This is a genomic window from Paenibacillus sp. G34 (assembly GCF_056856875.1).
In genome coordinates this window covers 6,336,908-6,353,342 of the sequence record NZ_CM166469.1, presented here as the reverse complement: position 1 = coordinate 6,353,342, position 16,435 = coordinate 6,336,908, and the positions used below count along the sequence as shown (strand labels likewise).

Below are 16,435 nucleotides of genomic sequence, written 5' to 3'. Positions count from 1 at the left end.
AAAATCAATAGTATCTGCAATCATCACATTAATTTATCAAGCGAATCATCCTGCATTTGATATCAAAAATTCTTTCATTTGACCAAGCTGTTGTTTAAGTCATACGCTGTCATCCGAACCCCCGTTTAATAGACGGGGTTCTTTATTATTTATGTGGCATCTGCAAGATTAATACGTCAGAGTGATATAGTCTGTTACGACTAGTATATGTACATGAAAATGTAAAACTTTTTTACCATTAGATTACAAAAATGCTCGTTTACGACCTACCCTTTCAATGGTATACTCTCATATATTCAAGGAAGATACTAACGCTAATGTGCGACAAAATTTTCATGAAAATATGTCGAATTGGGGCTCATTTCGGATGATTATAGCAAAAGAAAAGGACGAAACAATCATCCTTATTCCTTCTTTGGAACCAGATGATAGACTTTTGTCCTATGTGCGTCAGTTGCGAGACTACGGGTTCACGAATGTGGTCATTGTAGATGATGGTTCTGGTGAAACCTATCAGCACATTTTCGAAGAATTAGGAGATATTGGATGCGTTTTGCTGCGACACGCGGAGAATCAGGGGAAAGGTGAGGCGCTGAAGACCGGATTTCGTTACATATCACAGCATTACGGCCAGGCTCACTACGTCGTTACTGCGGATTCTGATGGTCAGCACGCTGCGGAGGATGTGTATCGTATTGCCCAGGAAGCCAAACTTCATCCCCATAACTTGCTACTCGGTGTGCGTGATTTTAGCGAAGGTAGTATTCCGCCCAAATCCTTGTTAGGCAACCGCATGACCTCGTTTATTTTTGCCCTGTTATATGGAAAGAAACTGTCGGATACCCAGACGGGACTTCGTGCCTTCAGCACAAAGTTATTGTCATTTATGCTGGACGTGCGCGGCAAGCGGTTTGAATATGAGCTGCAGATGCTGATTTCCTGTATTCAATCCGGGATTGCCATTCACACAGTGCCTATTCAAGTGATCTATGAGAACGGCAATGCAGGTACACATTTCAAAGCGATTCAGGATAGTGCCCGGGTGATGGGTGTACTATTCTCTAATTTCTTTCGTTTTATTTCATCGTCAGTTGCAAGCTCTGTGGTTGATTTGGGCATTGCCTGGTTTTTGATCGATTTCCTGCGTCCTCTGATGGGGGATCAGCATTATTTAAGAATTCTGCTCGCCACCGTCATTGCCCGAGTCATTTCTATTGTTGTGAATTATGTACTGAATCGATATTTTGTGTTCCGGAAGGAGGACAGCCGGGGGAGTCTATGGCGTTACTTAACGTTGTGCGGCCTGGTTATATTGTTGTCGAGTACAGGCGTGTATTTATTCCATACCCTATTCCTCGTGGATGAGAAGGCAGCGAAATTCGTCTGTGATGCCATCCTGTTCCTGCTAAGTTTCCAACTGCAGCGGAGGTGGGTATTTGCAGCAAGGAGGAAACAGCTGTAGTGCAAAACGAGAAAAGACAAAATGTTTTTTTCATCATCACCATGATCCTCATGACGATTTATCTGATCTGGCGTATGTTCTTTACGCTACCATGGGGAGAAGGGGTGCTGAATGTTATCTTTGGCATACTGCTCATTATGGCGGAGGCAGTCACGGTAGGCACGACCTTCGAGTTGTTTTTTCAAAAGATGCAAAAGAAACGGGCACAGCTCGATTTTCCGGTGATCCCGGATGAATATTATCCGCATGTCGATGTGTTTATTGCCACACATAACGAACCTGTTGACCTTCTATATAAAACGGTGAATGCCTGTACGTTCATGGATTATCCGGATAAGTCGAAGGTACACATTTATCTGTGTGATGATGGAGCGAGACCTGCAGTGGAAGAACTGGCGAAGCAGTTTGGCATAGGGTATCTGGGATTCCCAGGCAACAAGGATGCCAAGTCCGGTAACCTGAACAATGCGCTGAGCAAGACGTCTTCTCCGCTGATCGCCACTTTTGATGCAGACATGATTCCGCAGCATACATTTCTGATGAAAACCGTCCCGTATTTCCTGCTCTCCACGTTTACCGAGGAAAATGGAGAATGGCGGCTTCGCCGTGAGGACGAGATGGATCCGACCTTTAAGCTGGGGCTGGTTCAGACCCCGCAAAGCTTTTACAATCCCGATCTGTTCCAGTTCAACCTATATGCGGAGCAAGGGATTCCGAATGAACAGGACTTCTTCTCGCGTGAGGTTAACATTCTGCGCAATGCGTCCAATGCGGTTGCATATACGGGCAGTAATACGGTGATTTCCCGGCAGGGTATGGTGGATATCGGTGGATTCCCGCTGAACACCATTACGGAAGATTTTGAGACAAGCATCCGGTTACAACAAGAAGGATATATCACGTATGCTACCCAGGAAGTACAGGCAGCAGGGCAGACCACGACTACGATTCCGAGCATGATCAAGCAGCGGATTCGCTGGGCGAGGGGCATTATCCAGAGTTTGCAAAATACGCGTGCACCGATCTCCAGGAAGCTGCCTTTCTGGACCAGGATAACCTATGTAAGCAGTTTTCTGTACTGGTGGTCTTTTTTCAATCGACTGATCTTTATCCTGTCTCCTATTCTGTTTGCCTTGTTTGATTTCCAGATTGTAAATACGACCTTCTGGCAGATTCTAATCTTCTGGCTGCCTTCGTATTTCTTTTACAGTCTGTCGATGCGTTATCTGTCGAGTAATATACGAAATCAACGCTGGAGTCAGGTCATTGATACGATCTTCATGCCTTATCTGATCTGGCCGGTCATTCTGGAGACGGTGGGTATCCGTGAGCGCAAGTTCAAGGTGACGAATAAAAACCGTTCGACCGGACGTGAGTGGATTGCCTCGATGAAATATGCACTGCCGCATATTTTCCTGCTGATTCTGTCCATCGCTGCGATTATTCGGTATGTGAACGGCAAATACGGCATCGCCTTGTTCTTCAGCAGCATTATCATCTTCTGGCTCGTTCACAATATGATTGCCTTGCTCTATGCCCTCTTCTTCATGATCGGGCGCCGGGCATATCGGGAGAATGAGCGGATACGAGCGCAGGAGGATGTTATCATTGGTTATCCGGATAGCACGCTACAATATGAGGCCAAAACCGTTGATCTATCGGAGAATGGCATCGCATTTTACGTTCCGTACCCTATTTATTTGCCGGAGCAGAAGACGATCTCTCTGATGGTCAAATCGAGTCGATATGAAGCCAAACTGGATGCTGTTATTGTATATGTTAAAGCCGATGGCGAGGGATGGCGCTATTCCGCAACGGTTAAACCGCTCAGTGAGACGGATAATCGGCAATACATGCAGCTTATCTATGACCGGAAGCACTCGCTGCCAGAGCAGATGAATCTATGGGATACGGCATACGATGACATGCTTCGCAATGTGAAAAAGCGGATCATCCGGCCTAAGTCGGATCAGCGGAAAATGCCGAGGCTGTCCCTTCATCTTCCCGTGACGTTCACAAACCATGCAAGCTGTACACTGCTCAGCTTCAATTATCGTTTCTTCTCTGCCACGAATCTGCAAGGTAAGATAGCAGAAGGGGCAGAAGTTACCTTTTACACTGAAAGCAATATTGAAGTGGTCTTAAAACATACAGGAAAAACAACGGCGAACAAACGTGAAGTGCTTCTCTCCGTAGAGAATATCGATGAGATCTTGGGGCGTGGTCTGATTGATCAGTTGCTGAGTGATTTAATCCGTCCACAAGCTAAGCGGTTCACCAAAGAGGGTTAGGAGAGATAGAAATGCTGTTTTTGCTTCAACTTGTGATGGGCATGTTACTCATAATATCTATGGTTGGTTATATGCAGTTTGTCCGTAAAGTCATGTCCATCCGGTGGGAGTTTGTTCCGATATTTGTGTTCTCGGCTATCGCCTGTATCGTCTATTTCGCCGGATTAGCAGGACAGCTCTTCACGGGCAGCATTGTTGTGCTGGTCACGGGTCTACTGTTATTCAGAGGCAGAGTGATTCAAGCTTTGTACCAGAGCAAACGGGGCGCATGGTCTTTTTCATTTTCGTTATTTCATTTAAGTTTTCTGGGCGGGGTTTTCGTATTTCTGCTCATTCTGTTCCAGACAGAACTGACGCACTACGATAATTTCTCCCATTGGGCCATTGTAGTGAAGCAGATGCTAAGTACCAATGCATTTCCGACGCCGAATTCGGACCTGATTGAGTTTAAAAATTACCCGCTCGGCACGTCGTCGTTTATCTACTACATCTGCCGATTCATGGGACATGCTGAGCCGATCATGTTACTGGCGCAGGGGCTGCTGATCTTTTCCTGTTTCTATGCCATGTTTGGCGTGGTGTCAGAGAAAAAACGGTTTTTGCTGTATGCTTTTCTCGGGTTAGGTTTGTCGACACTGTCCTTCTTCAACCTGACGATTCGCATTACAAATCTACTGGTGGATTTCCTGCTTCCGATCTACGCGCTAGCGATTATGGCAGCGATATACCAGTACCGTCATGATCTTAAGCGGGCTTGCATCATTATTCTGCCGCTGGCGGGTCTGCTGACGGTAATCAAAAGTACAGGCATCATTTTTGCGGCCGTTGGCCTGATTTTTCTCGTCTACATCTGGCTTGCGAATAAGCAACGTGCCAACTGGAAGATTGGACTCGCTGTGCTCGGTACGATTATAGGGGCATTGTTGCCGTATTTCAGCTGGAGCTGGCGCATGGCAACGGTATTCCAAGGTGTGAATAACAAGTTCGAGGGTGCCGCCGCCGCGCTAAAGTCTGGTAAAACAGCGGAGCAAAAGTGGGACATTCTGGTGCTTTTCTTGAAATCTAGCGTAGATATTACATCCAGACCTGTGCTAGGCATTGTCATTTTTGAGATCGCTGCAATCGCTGCTTCCATCGTCGCCTATGTCGTGCTCAAGAAGAAGTGGAACCTGTGGAAAGTGCTGATTGCACTGAACGTGGTCGTTGTACTTTACTATGCCGGAATTCTGGCATTATATCTCTTCTCCATGCCTGTGGATGAGGCTGTCCGACTGGCAGGTTTCGAGCGTTACGCATCAAGTATCGTTGTACTCTTTGCTGGTGGATTGGTACTTTGTGCAGCCGTTGACATTGAGCGTACGTTCCATTACCGCATTGGTGAGGTTCCCGATTTTCAAGCGTTCAAGACGGTTCAGACCAAGAGGCATTATCAACAGGGAATTATCGGCTGTATGGCGCTCGCAGCAACCACACTTTTGTCGGAGTATAACGGGATGATCTCGATCACCAAAACATATGACAAGACCCTTCCCTATGAGGTGCATACGGTGACAGGGGATCGGTGGTATACGGGCGGTAAGGAGGATATGAACAAGTATCTGTTCTATGGCTCCGACCGGGATCAACAGGTCACCAGTTATTACATGCAATACGTGGGTAGATACTTCTTATATGCTCCCAATGTGGACGGTATCGTGCTGTTCTATGAGGATAACATGGACAATTTGCTGAGTAACTATGACTATCTAGTGGTGATTGAGCCGGATCTCGATGCCAAAAGGTTGTTAAAAAAACACTACGGCATTGATATGCAAAAAGGAATCTATAAAATCACCCGATCCGGTGACCGGATTGTGTTGACGTTAACTTGAACCTCATCGACAAAAGTAGGTTTCTATGATAGGCTGAGCATATCCCAAGGGCATTCTACTTTTCCAAGTAGAGTGCCTTGCTGTATATTATGGGAGTTTACATTTAATGTATTTAATATGAAAGCATGTGGAGGTGGTGATGCTATGTTTCTCTCTTTAGCCCCCGTAGGGGAATGTTGGATGATGGAAAGTGAATGTATACAGAAAATCATAGAATACAGAGGAGCGAACATAGCATGACTACTCTTATACAAGCGGAGACCCGTATCAAATTAAAGCCGTCCAAACTTCAGAATTTGCGCCAATCTGGCCGCCTGCCAGGTATTGTTTTTGGCAAAAATACAGAGAATGAGATGATTCATATCCCGTCGGTACCCTTTCAAAAATGGTTGAAACAAGGTGCGTCCGGGTTCATCGAACTGCAATTCGAAGAAAAACCTTCACTTACCGTGTTGCTGGAAGACTTGCAACGTGACCCCGTTACACGGGATTTGCTCCATGTTGATTTTCAGCAGGTGCAGAACAATGAGGTACTACGTACCAAAATTCCGGTCAAGTTCAACGGAACCCCAGCGGATGCGAAGTACGGCGGGGTTGTGCAGATTCAGTTAGCTACGATTGAAGTGGAGGCGCTGCCTCGTCACCTGCCAACCGTGGTCGAATTTGATATTAGTGCAATGAAAATTGGTCAAACCCTCCATGTTGAGGATGCCAAGTTCGCACCGGAAGTAACGGTGATCTCAGAGGGCAACGAGTCACTTCTCTCTGTGATTAAACCTTAACGATGTCTTTATGTTGAAAAATGTTTTGAAATGCTGCATGGGCGACTAGCCCATGCAGCTTGTTTTTGGTTGCAGTCAGGAGTGGGAGAAATAAAATATTTCTCATCCATGGAAGGTGATACAGGAAATAAGCTACAATACTATATATAGAAATTCACGAACAAGGTGGTGAATATATGAAGGAATTGCATAGTCCAATGAACCGGAAGACCTATTATATATCGATGTTTCTAATGATCCTTCTAATGGCAGCCGGATTAGTAGTATCGACCGCGGAGCTTCAGGGTATGACCATCGGATATGTCATTCATTTGTTATGTGTTGTGACGATACCTGCCTGTTTACTTATTTACCCCCGCTATGAAACGTTTGCGTTTCGATTGAGCATCATTTTGCTCGGGTTTGTCTATTTCTACACCCTTGCTTTGATATATCCTCAGACGTGGACAACGTACATTATGATCTGTTTGCTTCCAGCACTCGCGATTCTGTTCTATGATTTCAAGCTGTTTTATATTTCGCTCAGTTTGAATACGATCTTGCTGGTGGTTGTGACGACTTATATTCATAAGCAAGATAATGTCTACAAATATATACATATAGATTTGACTGGCAATCTGATTAATATTTTGGCAAGCCAGCTGCTCCTGTTTCTCATTTTCTATCTGACCTTTGATCGCATACGAAAGCAAGAGTTATATCTGGAACAGGTGCAACAATCTGAACGCCTCAAAATGGTAGCACATCTGACAGCAGCGGTTGCTCACGAAATTCGTAACCCGGTGACCGTAGTGCGAGGGTTCCTACAGTTGTACCAACAAAATCCTGCCTTCGACACTGCAGATCGATCCAAGTTTGCGCTGATGATTGATGAGTTGAATACAGTGGAACAGGTGACCTCTCAATTTTTGTCCATTGCCAAACCGAACAGAGAGATACCGGTTGATGAGAATGTGAATGTGCAAGAGGTGCTTGAAGGGGTAGCCAGTCTATTGGGCTCCTACGCCATGTTGTCGAATAAACATATCGATATCGAGATCGGGGAGGGCTGTGTCATCCTCATGAATGCGGTTGAGTTCAAGCAGGTGATCATTAATCTGATCAAGAACGCCCTTGAAGCTTCGGATACGGGGGCCATGGTTCACGTAACAGCCAAAGTTGTGAAGCAGAAGGTAGAGATCAAGATTGTGGATCAGGGCTGTGGGATGACCGAGGAGGAGGTGAAAGCTTTGGGTACGCCGTTTTACTCGCTCAAAACGAATGGTACAGGACTGGGCCTGATGATCTGCTTCAACATTGTGGAGAAGGTTGGCGGAACCATCAAGTATGTGAGTGAGAAGGGCGTGGGTACGACGGTGATCCTGACATTTCCGGCTGCAGACCGCAGCTGAGTCGTACGAATAGTAGATTCTACCCGCCTGCGGCCAACTTAGCTATGTCTGGGTTAATCCGAAGTAATATCTAATTTTGCGTAAAACTGTAATGTACATCATGAAGGAGGTACGTATGATTCGTAAACAATGGGGTTCAACGAAAAAGGGTTTTATGCCGTGGATAACAGCTATGCTATTTGTACTGCTTTCCGTTTTTGCTACATCTTCCTACGCGGCAGATGAGGAAAGTAACCTGAATGGGGGTGCCGTAGAAAGCCCACTGCAACTGAATTGGTCATCTCTGGACGAGTTGAATGATCACTTTTCCCGTTCCGTTGCTTACGGCAACGGTACATATGTTATGCCGGCTGTCGGAGGTAATGTGAAGACGTCAAAAGACGGGATGTCCTGGAAGACAACCTATACAGGTTATCCAGTAGATTTTAGTTTGATCATATGGGGCAAGAATCAATTTGTAGGTTTTCGTCAGGAAGCACAATTCGTCAGTGTGTGGACATCCAAGGATGGTCTCGCTTGGGAGAAATCTGATCAACCAATACATATAAATTTTCCGAGAGGCGCAGCATGGAATGGAAAGAGGTATGTCGTAGTTGGCGGCACGTCATATGACGGGCAGATTTTTTCTTCCGAAGATGGTGTGAAATGGACAGAGCGAAAAACAGGGATTGAAACCAACTTCACGGGTGTAGCTTGGGGCAATCAGATGTTTGTGGCTCAAGGATATGAGGGAGGAATAACCGCAGTATCCAAGGACGGGATCACATGGAAAAAGGTGAAGACGAATCAGCCAAACTTTGAGCAGATCTGGAATATGACCTATGGCGGTGGAGCTTTTGTTGCCGTAGGAGACGCGACGATCATGACCTCCAGAGATGGGCAGAAGTGGAGTTTTGTATCATCCAATGTGTTTTGGTCGCGTGCTCATTGGGCAAAGGATCGATTTTACATTACAGGTTTTGAATACGTCGATAGAAAGAAGCATATTCTGAAGCAAATCAATTGGACATCTAAGGATGGGAAGAACTGGAGTGAAGCGGGTTTTGTATCCAAACCCGAACAGTATCCTTACGTTACCCTTCATAACGGGAAGCAGTATGTCACGATTACAGATGCGGGTATACAAACCTCGTCAGATGGACGAAAGTGGAAGATGGCCAAACAGCATTCTTTTCAAATCCCAACGAATGTATATGGAGCCGCAGTAAGTCAGGATCGACTGGTTATTGTAGGTGGGGATCATAGTCGGTTGAATGATTTATTCACCAGTTCTCAGGGCTCGGCTCGGATGAATACCGCTGGAAAGTGGGCATCTGCGCAAGTAAAACAGACATTTCCTCTTCGGGATGTAGTCTGGTCTGGTCAGGATTTCTTCGCTGTAGGGGATGATGGGAAGATGATGTCTTCCGTAGACGGACTTACGTGGAAGAGTATTAAGTCTCCTACTACTCGTTCTCTCACAAGTGTGGTATATAGTCGTAACACGTATTACGTAGCGGGTGAGGCAGGCACGATTCTTTCGTCCAAAGACCGTAAGACGTGGAAGACGTTAAATACGAAGGTGAAGAAAAAAGTAAATGCCATGGCATCGGATGGCAAGACGCTGGTTGCCGTAGGAGATAACGGGCTTCTTCTAGCATCCCAAGATGGGGTGACATGGAACGAGATTCGGGCGCTGTTTCCAGGTCATAACTATGATATAACATGGGGCGATGGCAAATTTGTCGTGACCACGGCCAGTTATTATGGCAATGCGAGCACTGCAGTGATTTTGACATCTGCTGATGGCCTGAAGTGGACAGAATCCGGCTTCCCTGACCAATTATATGCTCATGGGATGGCAACAGGGTTCTTTGGTATTGCACATGCTGGGGGGCTGTTTATCGCAGTAGGCAGTGAGGGCTCTATTTTCGTATCTGAAGATGCAAAGAAGTGGACCAAGCAAGAGGTGTTATCTACGGAAGATTGGTATCAGGTGGTGGAGTTCGGAGGAAAGATTTATGTCTTTGGCAACACGGGTAAGATTGTCACGGCTAATCTTCCTTGATTGAAATCGTTGAAGAGAGTGGCATAGGAATGGAAGCAAAAAAGAGAACATATCTGGATACGAAAAATAATCTAGAGAAAGGCTGCCGAGGGGCAGCCTTTTTCCTGTTCTTATTCATCCTCTTAATCAACTCTGACTCAGGAAAATGAAGGATAGCGCTCGCCAGCTGCGGAACCTCTTGGGGAGTCCTACTTGCTCGGATTGAAGCCGGGCGCGTCGTGATTTTAAATAATCTCCCAACGTTTTGGCACGCATGCTGTTCAAGTCCCCAGGTGACAGATGGGCTGGTTGTGACAGGCCGTTCATTTCAACCATGACGAGATCACCTCCTAAGCTCTTTTTATCCCAATTCGTACTGCTCGTGTAAATGTGAATAAACGCAAATTCTACGGAACTCTACGCTATCCGTAGGATATATGTTACTCCGTGACCCATCTATTATATCACCCTCGTATCCATTGCTACTGGCTCATAGCGTTTTTTGTGTTTACAGAGTAGAGCAAGCATAAAGGTAAGGAAGTGCGGAGAATATGATTGCGAGCATGGGCATGAGCATGAGTATGAATATGAGTATACTTACTCCACCTCCATCTCCTTCACCGTCTCGCCTTCCACCAGCTCAGGCTGATAGTAGGTTTGATTGGGGAGGTCTTTCTTCCCCTGCAACTTGCGGATGACCCAATCGGCAGCATCACAACCCATCTGCTCTTGAGGATGGGTGAGTGTGGTGAGCCTAATGTTTGCATTTTTGGCGATGTAGGAATTGTCCTGACCAATAATCGACAGCTCATCCGGGATCGAAATACCGAGCTGGCGACAGGCATGCACTACCTCCAAACCAACCTCGTCGTTATAACAGACAATTGCGGTGAGTGCATCCCGATTTTCTTGCAGATAGGTTGTCACGTTCGCAGATAGATCAGCCTTTGATGCGGTGTCAAACGAGAGTACATGCTCAGGATGGAACCTCAGCTTTGCTTCCCCTAGTGCTTTAATGTACCCCTTCATCCGGTACTTGCCCTGCAGATCATCCATTTTGGCAATAATCCCAATCTGGGTATGCCCTTTAGAGATTAACTCTTTAGTGGCGAGATAACTGGACTGCACATCATCCAGACAAAAGAAAGGCACCTCTAACTCCTCATAAAATGCGTTGATCATGGCAAACGGCACATCCTGCTCTTTAAAGGACAGATAGTACGCAATATTCGGGTTGTACAGATTGCTTTTCGTCGGTTCAACAATCAGACCATCCACACCATACGAGAGCATCATTTCAAGTGCTTTTTTCTCTTGTGCTACATCATTATTCGTACTGGCGAGCAACAAAGAATAGTTGTCCTCATTCAGACGACGTTCGATACCGCGAATAATGGACGGGAAAATATAGTCCGAGATATAGGTGGTGATGACACCAATCGTCTTCTTGGAAGTACTGCCACCTGCTCGCGATCGGTATTGATTGCTGACATAGGTGCCAGACCCCTTTTCACTGCGTAAAAATCCTTCGTTGGATAATTCCAAAATGGCCTTGCGAACCGTCTGCCGGCTCACGTTATAACTTTCTTGCAAAGCCGATTCCGTGGGAATCTGCTCACCCATGCTGTATATTCCCGACAGGATATCGCTCTTTATATCATCAATAATCACTTGGTATTTCGGCTTCACATCGTCCACTTCTTTCGTTGTAACTTCTATATAAATTGAACTATAGGTTCTTGCACTGTACTTTGATGGCAAAACAACCTTATATCTATATTATTTCGATAAATAAGTTATTAAATCACCGCCTAAGTTGTACGTACATATTCTAGCATGATCCGCTTGACTTGCAAGTAAAACCGTACATTTTTCGGAAAGATACGTACAACTGACAATCCATTTGTCGAAATGAACCTTACATATATATTAGAAAAATGAATAAAAATTCGTTGGTATTATTGGATATTTTACAAAATCAGTTCTTTGTGAGTATAACTTGGATATCTCATTGACAAATGTACGTACAAAAAATATACTAAGGCTGTCAGAACAGGAAAGCGCATTCTTGGAATGCTGAAATAGATTATAGCCATAAGCGGAAGTGGAGCTGCACTTAGTGTGCGTGCACCTGAATAGATGCCATTCCTCGGACGTAGATGGCAACGAGAGAGGGGATATGCGGAAGTGACAAGTCATGTGGATGTGAAAGAGGCAATTGCCCAGGGCGCAACCTCACTTGGGATTGAGCTTGGATCAACGCGCATTAAAGCGGTATTGATTGATGAGCATTTTGAGACGATTGCCTCTGGCAGTTATGAATGGGAGAACCTGCTGAAAGACGGCTATTGGACGTACAATCAGGAGGATATCATTACGGGTTTGCAGACGGCATACCGCGAGTTGAAGCAGGATGTAGAGCAGAAGTATGGTGTACCGCTGAAGACTGTAGGTTCAATCGGCTTCTCTGCAATGATGCACGGATATATCGCGCTGGATCAGGCGGGGGAAATGCTCGTACCGTTCCGTACGTGGCGTAACTCAACGACAGGTGCGGCTGCACGCGAGCTGACAGAGCTGTTGCAATTCAACATCCCTGAACGCTGGAGCATTGCCCATCTGTATCAGGCGATTTTGAACGGAGAGCAGCATGTGCCTCAGATTGATTACCTGACCACACTGGCAGGATATATCCACTGGTTGCTGACGGGCAATAAGGCGATTGGGATCGGCGATGCATCGGGGATGTTCCCGATTGACGAGACAACGCATAATTACCACCCGGCAATGATCAATCAGTTCAATGAGCATATTGCTGGCAAAGGTTATCCGTGGAAGGTCGAGAATTTGCTACCTAAAGTGTATCTCGCAGGTGAACATGCAGGTGCATTGACGGAAGCTGGAGCAAAGCTGCTGGATCCGTCAGGAGAACTGGCATCAGGAATTCCACTCTGTGCACCTGAAGGTGATGCAGGAACAGGTATGGTCGCAACAAACAGTGTGCGCAAACGGACAGGGAACATCTCCGTGGGCACGTCAGTCTTTGCGATGATCGTGTTGGAGAAGGAATTGTCCAGCGTGTATCCCGAGATTGACATGGTGACCACGCCAGACGGCAGTCCGGTCGGCATGGTGCATGCGAACAATTGCTCCAGTGATCTGAACGCATGGATTGCATTGTTCCGCGAGTTCGCTCAGGCGATGGGCATCGAGGCCGATTCCGGCAAGCTGTTCAGCGTGTTGTTTAACAAGGCGCTTGAAGCTGACCCGGATGGGGGCGGATTGCTTAGCTACGGGTACTACTCCGGTGAAAATATTACAGGGCTGGAACAAGGACGACCGCTGTTTGTCCGCTCTCCGGAAAGCAAGTTCAACCTGGCGAATTTCATGCGCACACATCTGTTCAGCGCCTTTGGCGCACTCAAGCTGGGCATGGATATCCTGACCGAGAAGGAGCAGGTTGCGATCGACAGCATTTTGGCACATGGCGGTCTGTTTAAGACACCTGTAGTGGGACAGCGGATCGTAGCCGCAGCTATGAATGTTCCGGTATCTGTGATGTCTACCGCTGGTGAAGGCGGAGCATGGGGAATGGCTTTGCTGGCTTCGTACCTGATTAACCAGGATCAGCAAGAATCACTGGACGTGTTCTTGGAGCAGAAGGTGTTCAAGGACGTAGAAGGGGTCGAAGTGGCGCCAGACGCTGCCGATGTGAAGGGCTTTGAAGCATTTATCGAACGCTACCGGAGCGGACTTGCCATTGAACATGCCGCTGTAGAGCATCTGGTAGAGAACGGAGGAAACTAAACATGTTAGAGCAACTGAAACAAGAGGTATTCGAGGCCAATCTGGAGCTTCCAAAGCACGGACTGGTGAAGTTCACTTGGGGCAATGTGAGTGCGATTGATCGGGAAAGCGGTCTGTTCGTTATTAAACCAAGCGGAGTCGATTATGAAAAAATGAAAGCCAGCGACATGGTTGTCGTCGATCTCGACGGTAACGTGGTGGAAGGGGAGATGAGACCTTCCTCGGACACTGCTACGCATGCTGTCTTATATAAACACTACAAGGAAATTGGTGGCATTGTGCATACACACTCCACCTGGGCAACGATCTGGGCACAAGCGGGGCTGGATGTACCTGTCATGGGAACAACTCACGCGGATACGTTCTACGGAGCCGTGCCATGTGCACGTTTCCTGAACCAGGATGAGATTGATCGCGGATACGAAGCAGAGACGGGCCGTGTAATCATTGAAACGTTCGAACAACGCGGACTGGATGTAATGGCGATCCCAGCAGTGCTCCTGCATGGTCACGCACCGTTTACTTGGGGCAAAGACGCCAAGTCGGCTGTAGTGAACAGCGTTGTGTTGGAGGAAGTGTGCAAAATGAACCTGTACGCCCGCCAGCTGAACAACTTTGCTAAAGAACTGCCACAAGGCATCTTGGATAAACACTACCTGCGCAAACACGGCAAGGACGCATACTACGGCCAGAAGTAATCTGGAACTGTATAAATACGAGATGCTGCAATCGCGGCGTCTCGGTGTAACGACCCTGCCAACCCGAGGTTGTATAGAACTTTTACACCAATTAACGGAGAGTGCAGAACCAATCTGTAGAAGCGAAGCTAAAAGCTTTCGGCACGAAAGCTACTTCGGAAGGATATGCTTGGCGTTTATCATCGGATTTCCCCCTTAAGAGGGGAATGGAAAGAAATCCGAGGATAACCAGCGATCGAAAGATGGTACTGCAATCGGAGTGTCCTGGTGTAACTACCCTGCCTAACCCGCAGTTGAATAACCTTTTTACACCGATTAACGGAGAGTGCTGAACCAATCTGTAGAAGCGAAGCGCTCGCGTTTATCATCGGATTTCCTCCTTAAGAGGGGAATGGAAAGAAATCCGAGGATAACCAGCGATCGAAAGATGGTACTGCAATCGGAGTGACCCGGTGTAACCAGCCTATCCAACTATAATCTAACGAAATGAGGATGATTCCATGTCAGCAACAGCAGCAAAAGAGTTTTGGTTCGTTGTCGGTTCACAACATTTGTACGGTGAAGAAGCACTCGGTGAAGTTAAAGCAAACGCACAGAAAATTACAGATGCCCTTAATGCTAGCGGCGTACTCCCTTATCCACTCGTATTGCAAGATCTGGCTGTAACCGCAGACAAAATCACCAGCATCATGAAAGAAGTGAACTATCGCGACGAAGTAGCGGGTGTCATCACTTGGATGCATACCTTCTCTCCAGCAAAAATGTGGATTCGCGGTACGAAATTGCTGCAAAAGCCATTGCTTCACCTCGCAACGCAATATAACGAGAGCATTCCATGGGCAACCATTGACATGGACTTCATGAACCTGAACCAAGCGGCACACGGTGACCGTGAATATGGCTTCATCAATGCTCGTCTCAGAAAACAAAATAAAATTGTTGTGGGGTACTGGGAGCGTCCAGAAGTGCAACAGCAGGTTGCAGACTGGATGGACGTAGCGGTGGCATACAACGAAAGCTTTAACATCAAAGTTGCTCGTTTTGGCGATAACATGCGTAACGTAGGGGTAACCGAAGGGGATAAAGTCGAAGCTCAAATCCAGTTTGGCTGGACTGTAGACTACTACGGCATCGGTGACCTTGTAGAGTACGTGAACGCTGTAACTCAGCAAGAGATCGATGAATTGATCACACAATATGCCGACCTGTATGAATTCGATTATGGCACCAACAGCAAAGAAGCATGGGAAGCTAGTGTGCGCGTGCAAGCAAGCTATGAAATTGCGATCAAAAAGTTCCTGGATAACGGCGGTTACACGGCCTTCACAACGAACTTCGAAGACCTGCACGGCATGAAGCAGCTTCCGGGTCTGGCAGTACAACGCCTGATGGCTCAAGGCTACGGTTTCGCGGGTGAAGGGGACTGGAAAACAGCCGCACTGGACCGTTTGCTGAAAATTATGGCTCACAATGAAAACACAGGCTTCATGGAAGATTACACGTATGAAATGGCATCTGGCCAAGAGGCCATTCTGCAATCGCACATGCTTGAGGTTGATCCAACACTTGCGAGCACTAAACCGAGAATCATCGTATCTCCACTGGGGATCGGCGATCGTGAAGACCCGGCTCGTCTCGTATTTGACGGCAAAGCTGGCGAAGGTGTCGTGGTATCCATGGCAGACTTCGGTACGCACTATAAATTGCTGATCAACGAAGTATCTGCCTTCGAACCAACGGTTCCGGCGCCAAATCTGCCAGTAGCACGTGTACTGTGGACGGTAAAACCGAACTTCCAAGACGGCGTTAAAGCTTGGATCGAAAACGGTGGCGGACACCATACGGTGGTATCCCTGAATCTGACTACAGATCAGATCGTAACGTATGCGAAGCTGGTGAATCTGGAGTACGTTATTATTAAATAGTCATACTGACAAACATGGAATTATGAGATTATAAAGTGTATATATCGTTTTAAAATCTTCACTAAGGTCTTTAATCCACACCTTGATTCCAATTACAAAGGATGAATCTCGGTTGTAATCCGATCATGCCTGAAGTATGATCAGTGTATCTGAGATCAAGCCAGCAAGCATACTCAACGTTA

11 protein-coding genes are annotated in these 16,435 nt (G+C 46.6%); 9 read left to right on the top strand and 2 right to left on the bottom strand.

Annotated elements, in window-relative coordinates; genetic code table 11:
- Window positions 1-415 precede the first annotated feature (415 nt).
- The 6 genes from AC1VYS_RS28600 (at window position 416) to AC1VYS_RS28575 (ending at window position 9,844) form a co-directional block, all read left to right on the top strand.
- Window positions 416-1,462, top strand: coding sequence for a GtrA family protein (locus AC1VYS_RS28600; RefSeq protein ID WP_482934446.1), 1,047 nt, complete (start codon window positions 416-418; stop codon window positions 1,460-1,462).
- Window positions 1,462-3,753, top strand: a complete 2,292-nt coding sequence (locus AC1VYS_RS28595; protein WP_482912465.1) for a glycosyltransferase family 2 protein — start codon at window positions 1,462-1,464, stop codon at window positions 3,751-3,753. Before AC1VYS_RS28600 ends, AC1VYS_RS28595 begins: the two co-directional genes overlap by 1 nt.
- Before the next feature lie 11 nt (window positions 3,754-3,764).
- The gene (locus AC1VYS_RS28590) at window positions 3,765-5,624 is read left to right on the top strand and encodes a hypothetical protein (protein ID WP_482912464.1); all 1,860 of its coding nucleotides are present in this window, start codon (window positions 3,765-3,767) and stop codon (window positions 5,622-5,624) included.
- Window positions 5,625-5,860: 236 nt separating this feature from the next.
- Entirely contained in the window at window positions 5,861-6,406 is a 546-nt protein-coding gene (locus tag AC1VYS_RS28585) for a 50S ribosomal protein L25 (protein WP_482912463.1), read from the top strand.
- A gap of 176 nt (window positions 6,407-6,582) precedes the next feature.
- Entirely contained in the window at window positions 6,583-7,797 is a 1,215-nt protein-coding gene (locus tag AC1VYS_RS28580; protein ID WP_482912462.1) for an ATP-binding protein, read from the top strand.
- Window positions 7,798-7,912: 115 nt separating this feature from the next.
- On the top strand, window positions 7,913-9,844 hold the full coding sequence (locus tag AC1VYS_RS28575; protein WP_482912461.1) for a sialidase family protein: 1,932 nt from the start codon (window positions 7,913-7,915) through the stop codon (window positions 9,842-9,844).
- 126 nt (window positions 9,845-9,970) lie between these two features.
- Here the strand turns inward: AC1VYS_RS28575 and AC1VYS_RS28570 are convergent, their stop codons facing one another.
- The gene (locus AC1VYS_RS28570; protein ID WP_482912460.1) at window positions 9,971-10,159 is read right to left on the bottom strand and encodes a hypothetical protein; all 189 of its coding nucleotides are present in this window, start codon (window positions 10,157-10,159) and stop codon (window positions 9,971-9,973) included.
- Between the two features lie 261 nt (window positions 10,160-10,420).
- Window positions 10,421-11,512, bottom strand: a complete 1,092-nt coding sequence (locus AC1VYS_RS28565; RefSeq protein WP_482912459.1) for a substrate-binding domain-containing protein — start codon at window positions 11,510-11,512, stop codon at window positions 10,421-10,423.
- Between the two features lie 450 nt (window positions 11,513-11,962).
- Here AC1VYS_RS28565 and AC1VYS_RS28560 point away from each other — a divergent pair, with 450 nt between their 5' ends.
- From AC1VYS_RS28560 to araA, 3 genes are all read left to right on the top strand, one after another.
- A complete protein-coding gene (locus tag AC1VYS_RS28560; protein WP_482934445.1) occupies window positions 11,963-13,630 on the top strand; it encodes a xylulokinase in 1,668 nt (555 codons plus the stop codon).
- 2 nt (window positions 13,631-13,632) lie between these two features.
- Complete coding sequence (locus AC1VYS_RS28555) at window positions 13,633-14,328, top strand: L-ribulose-5-phosphate 4-epimerase (RefSeq protein WP_090923505.1); 696 nt, start codon at window positions 13,633-13,635, stop codon at window positions 14,326-14,328.
- A gap of 500 nt (window positions 14,329-14,828) precedes the next feature.
- Window positions 14,829-16,253, top strand: coding sequence for an L-arabinose isomerase (araA, locus tag AC1VYS_RS28550; protein ID WP_482912457.1), 1,425 nt, complete (start codon window positions 14,829-14,831; stop codon window positions 16,251-16,253).
- The last annotated feature ends 182 nt before the right edge of the window (window positions 16,254-16,435 follow it).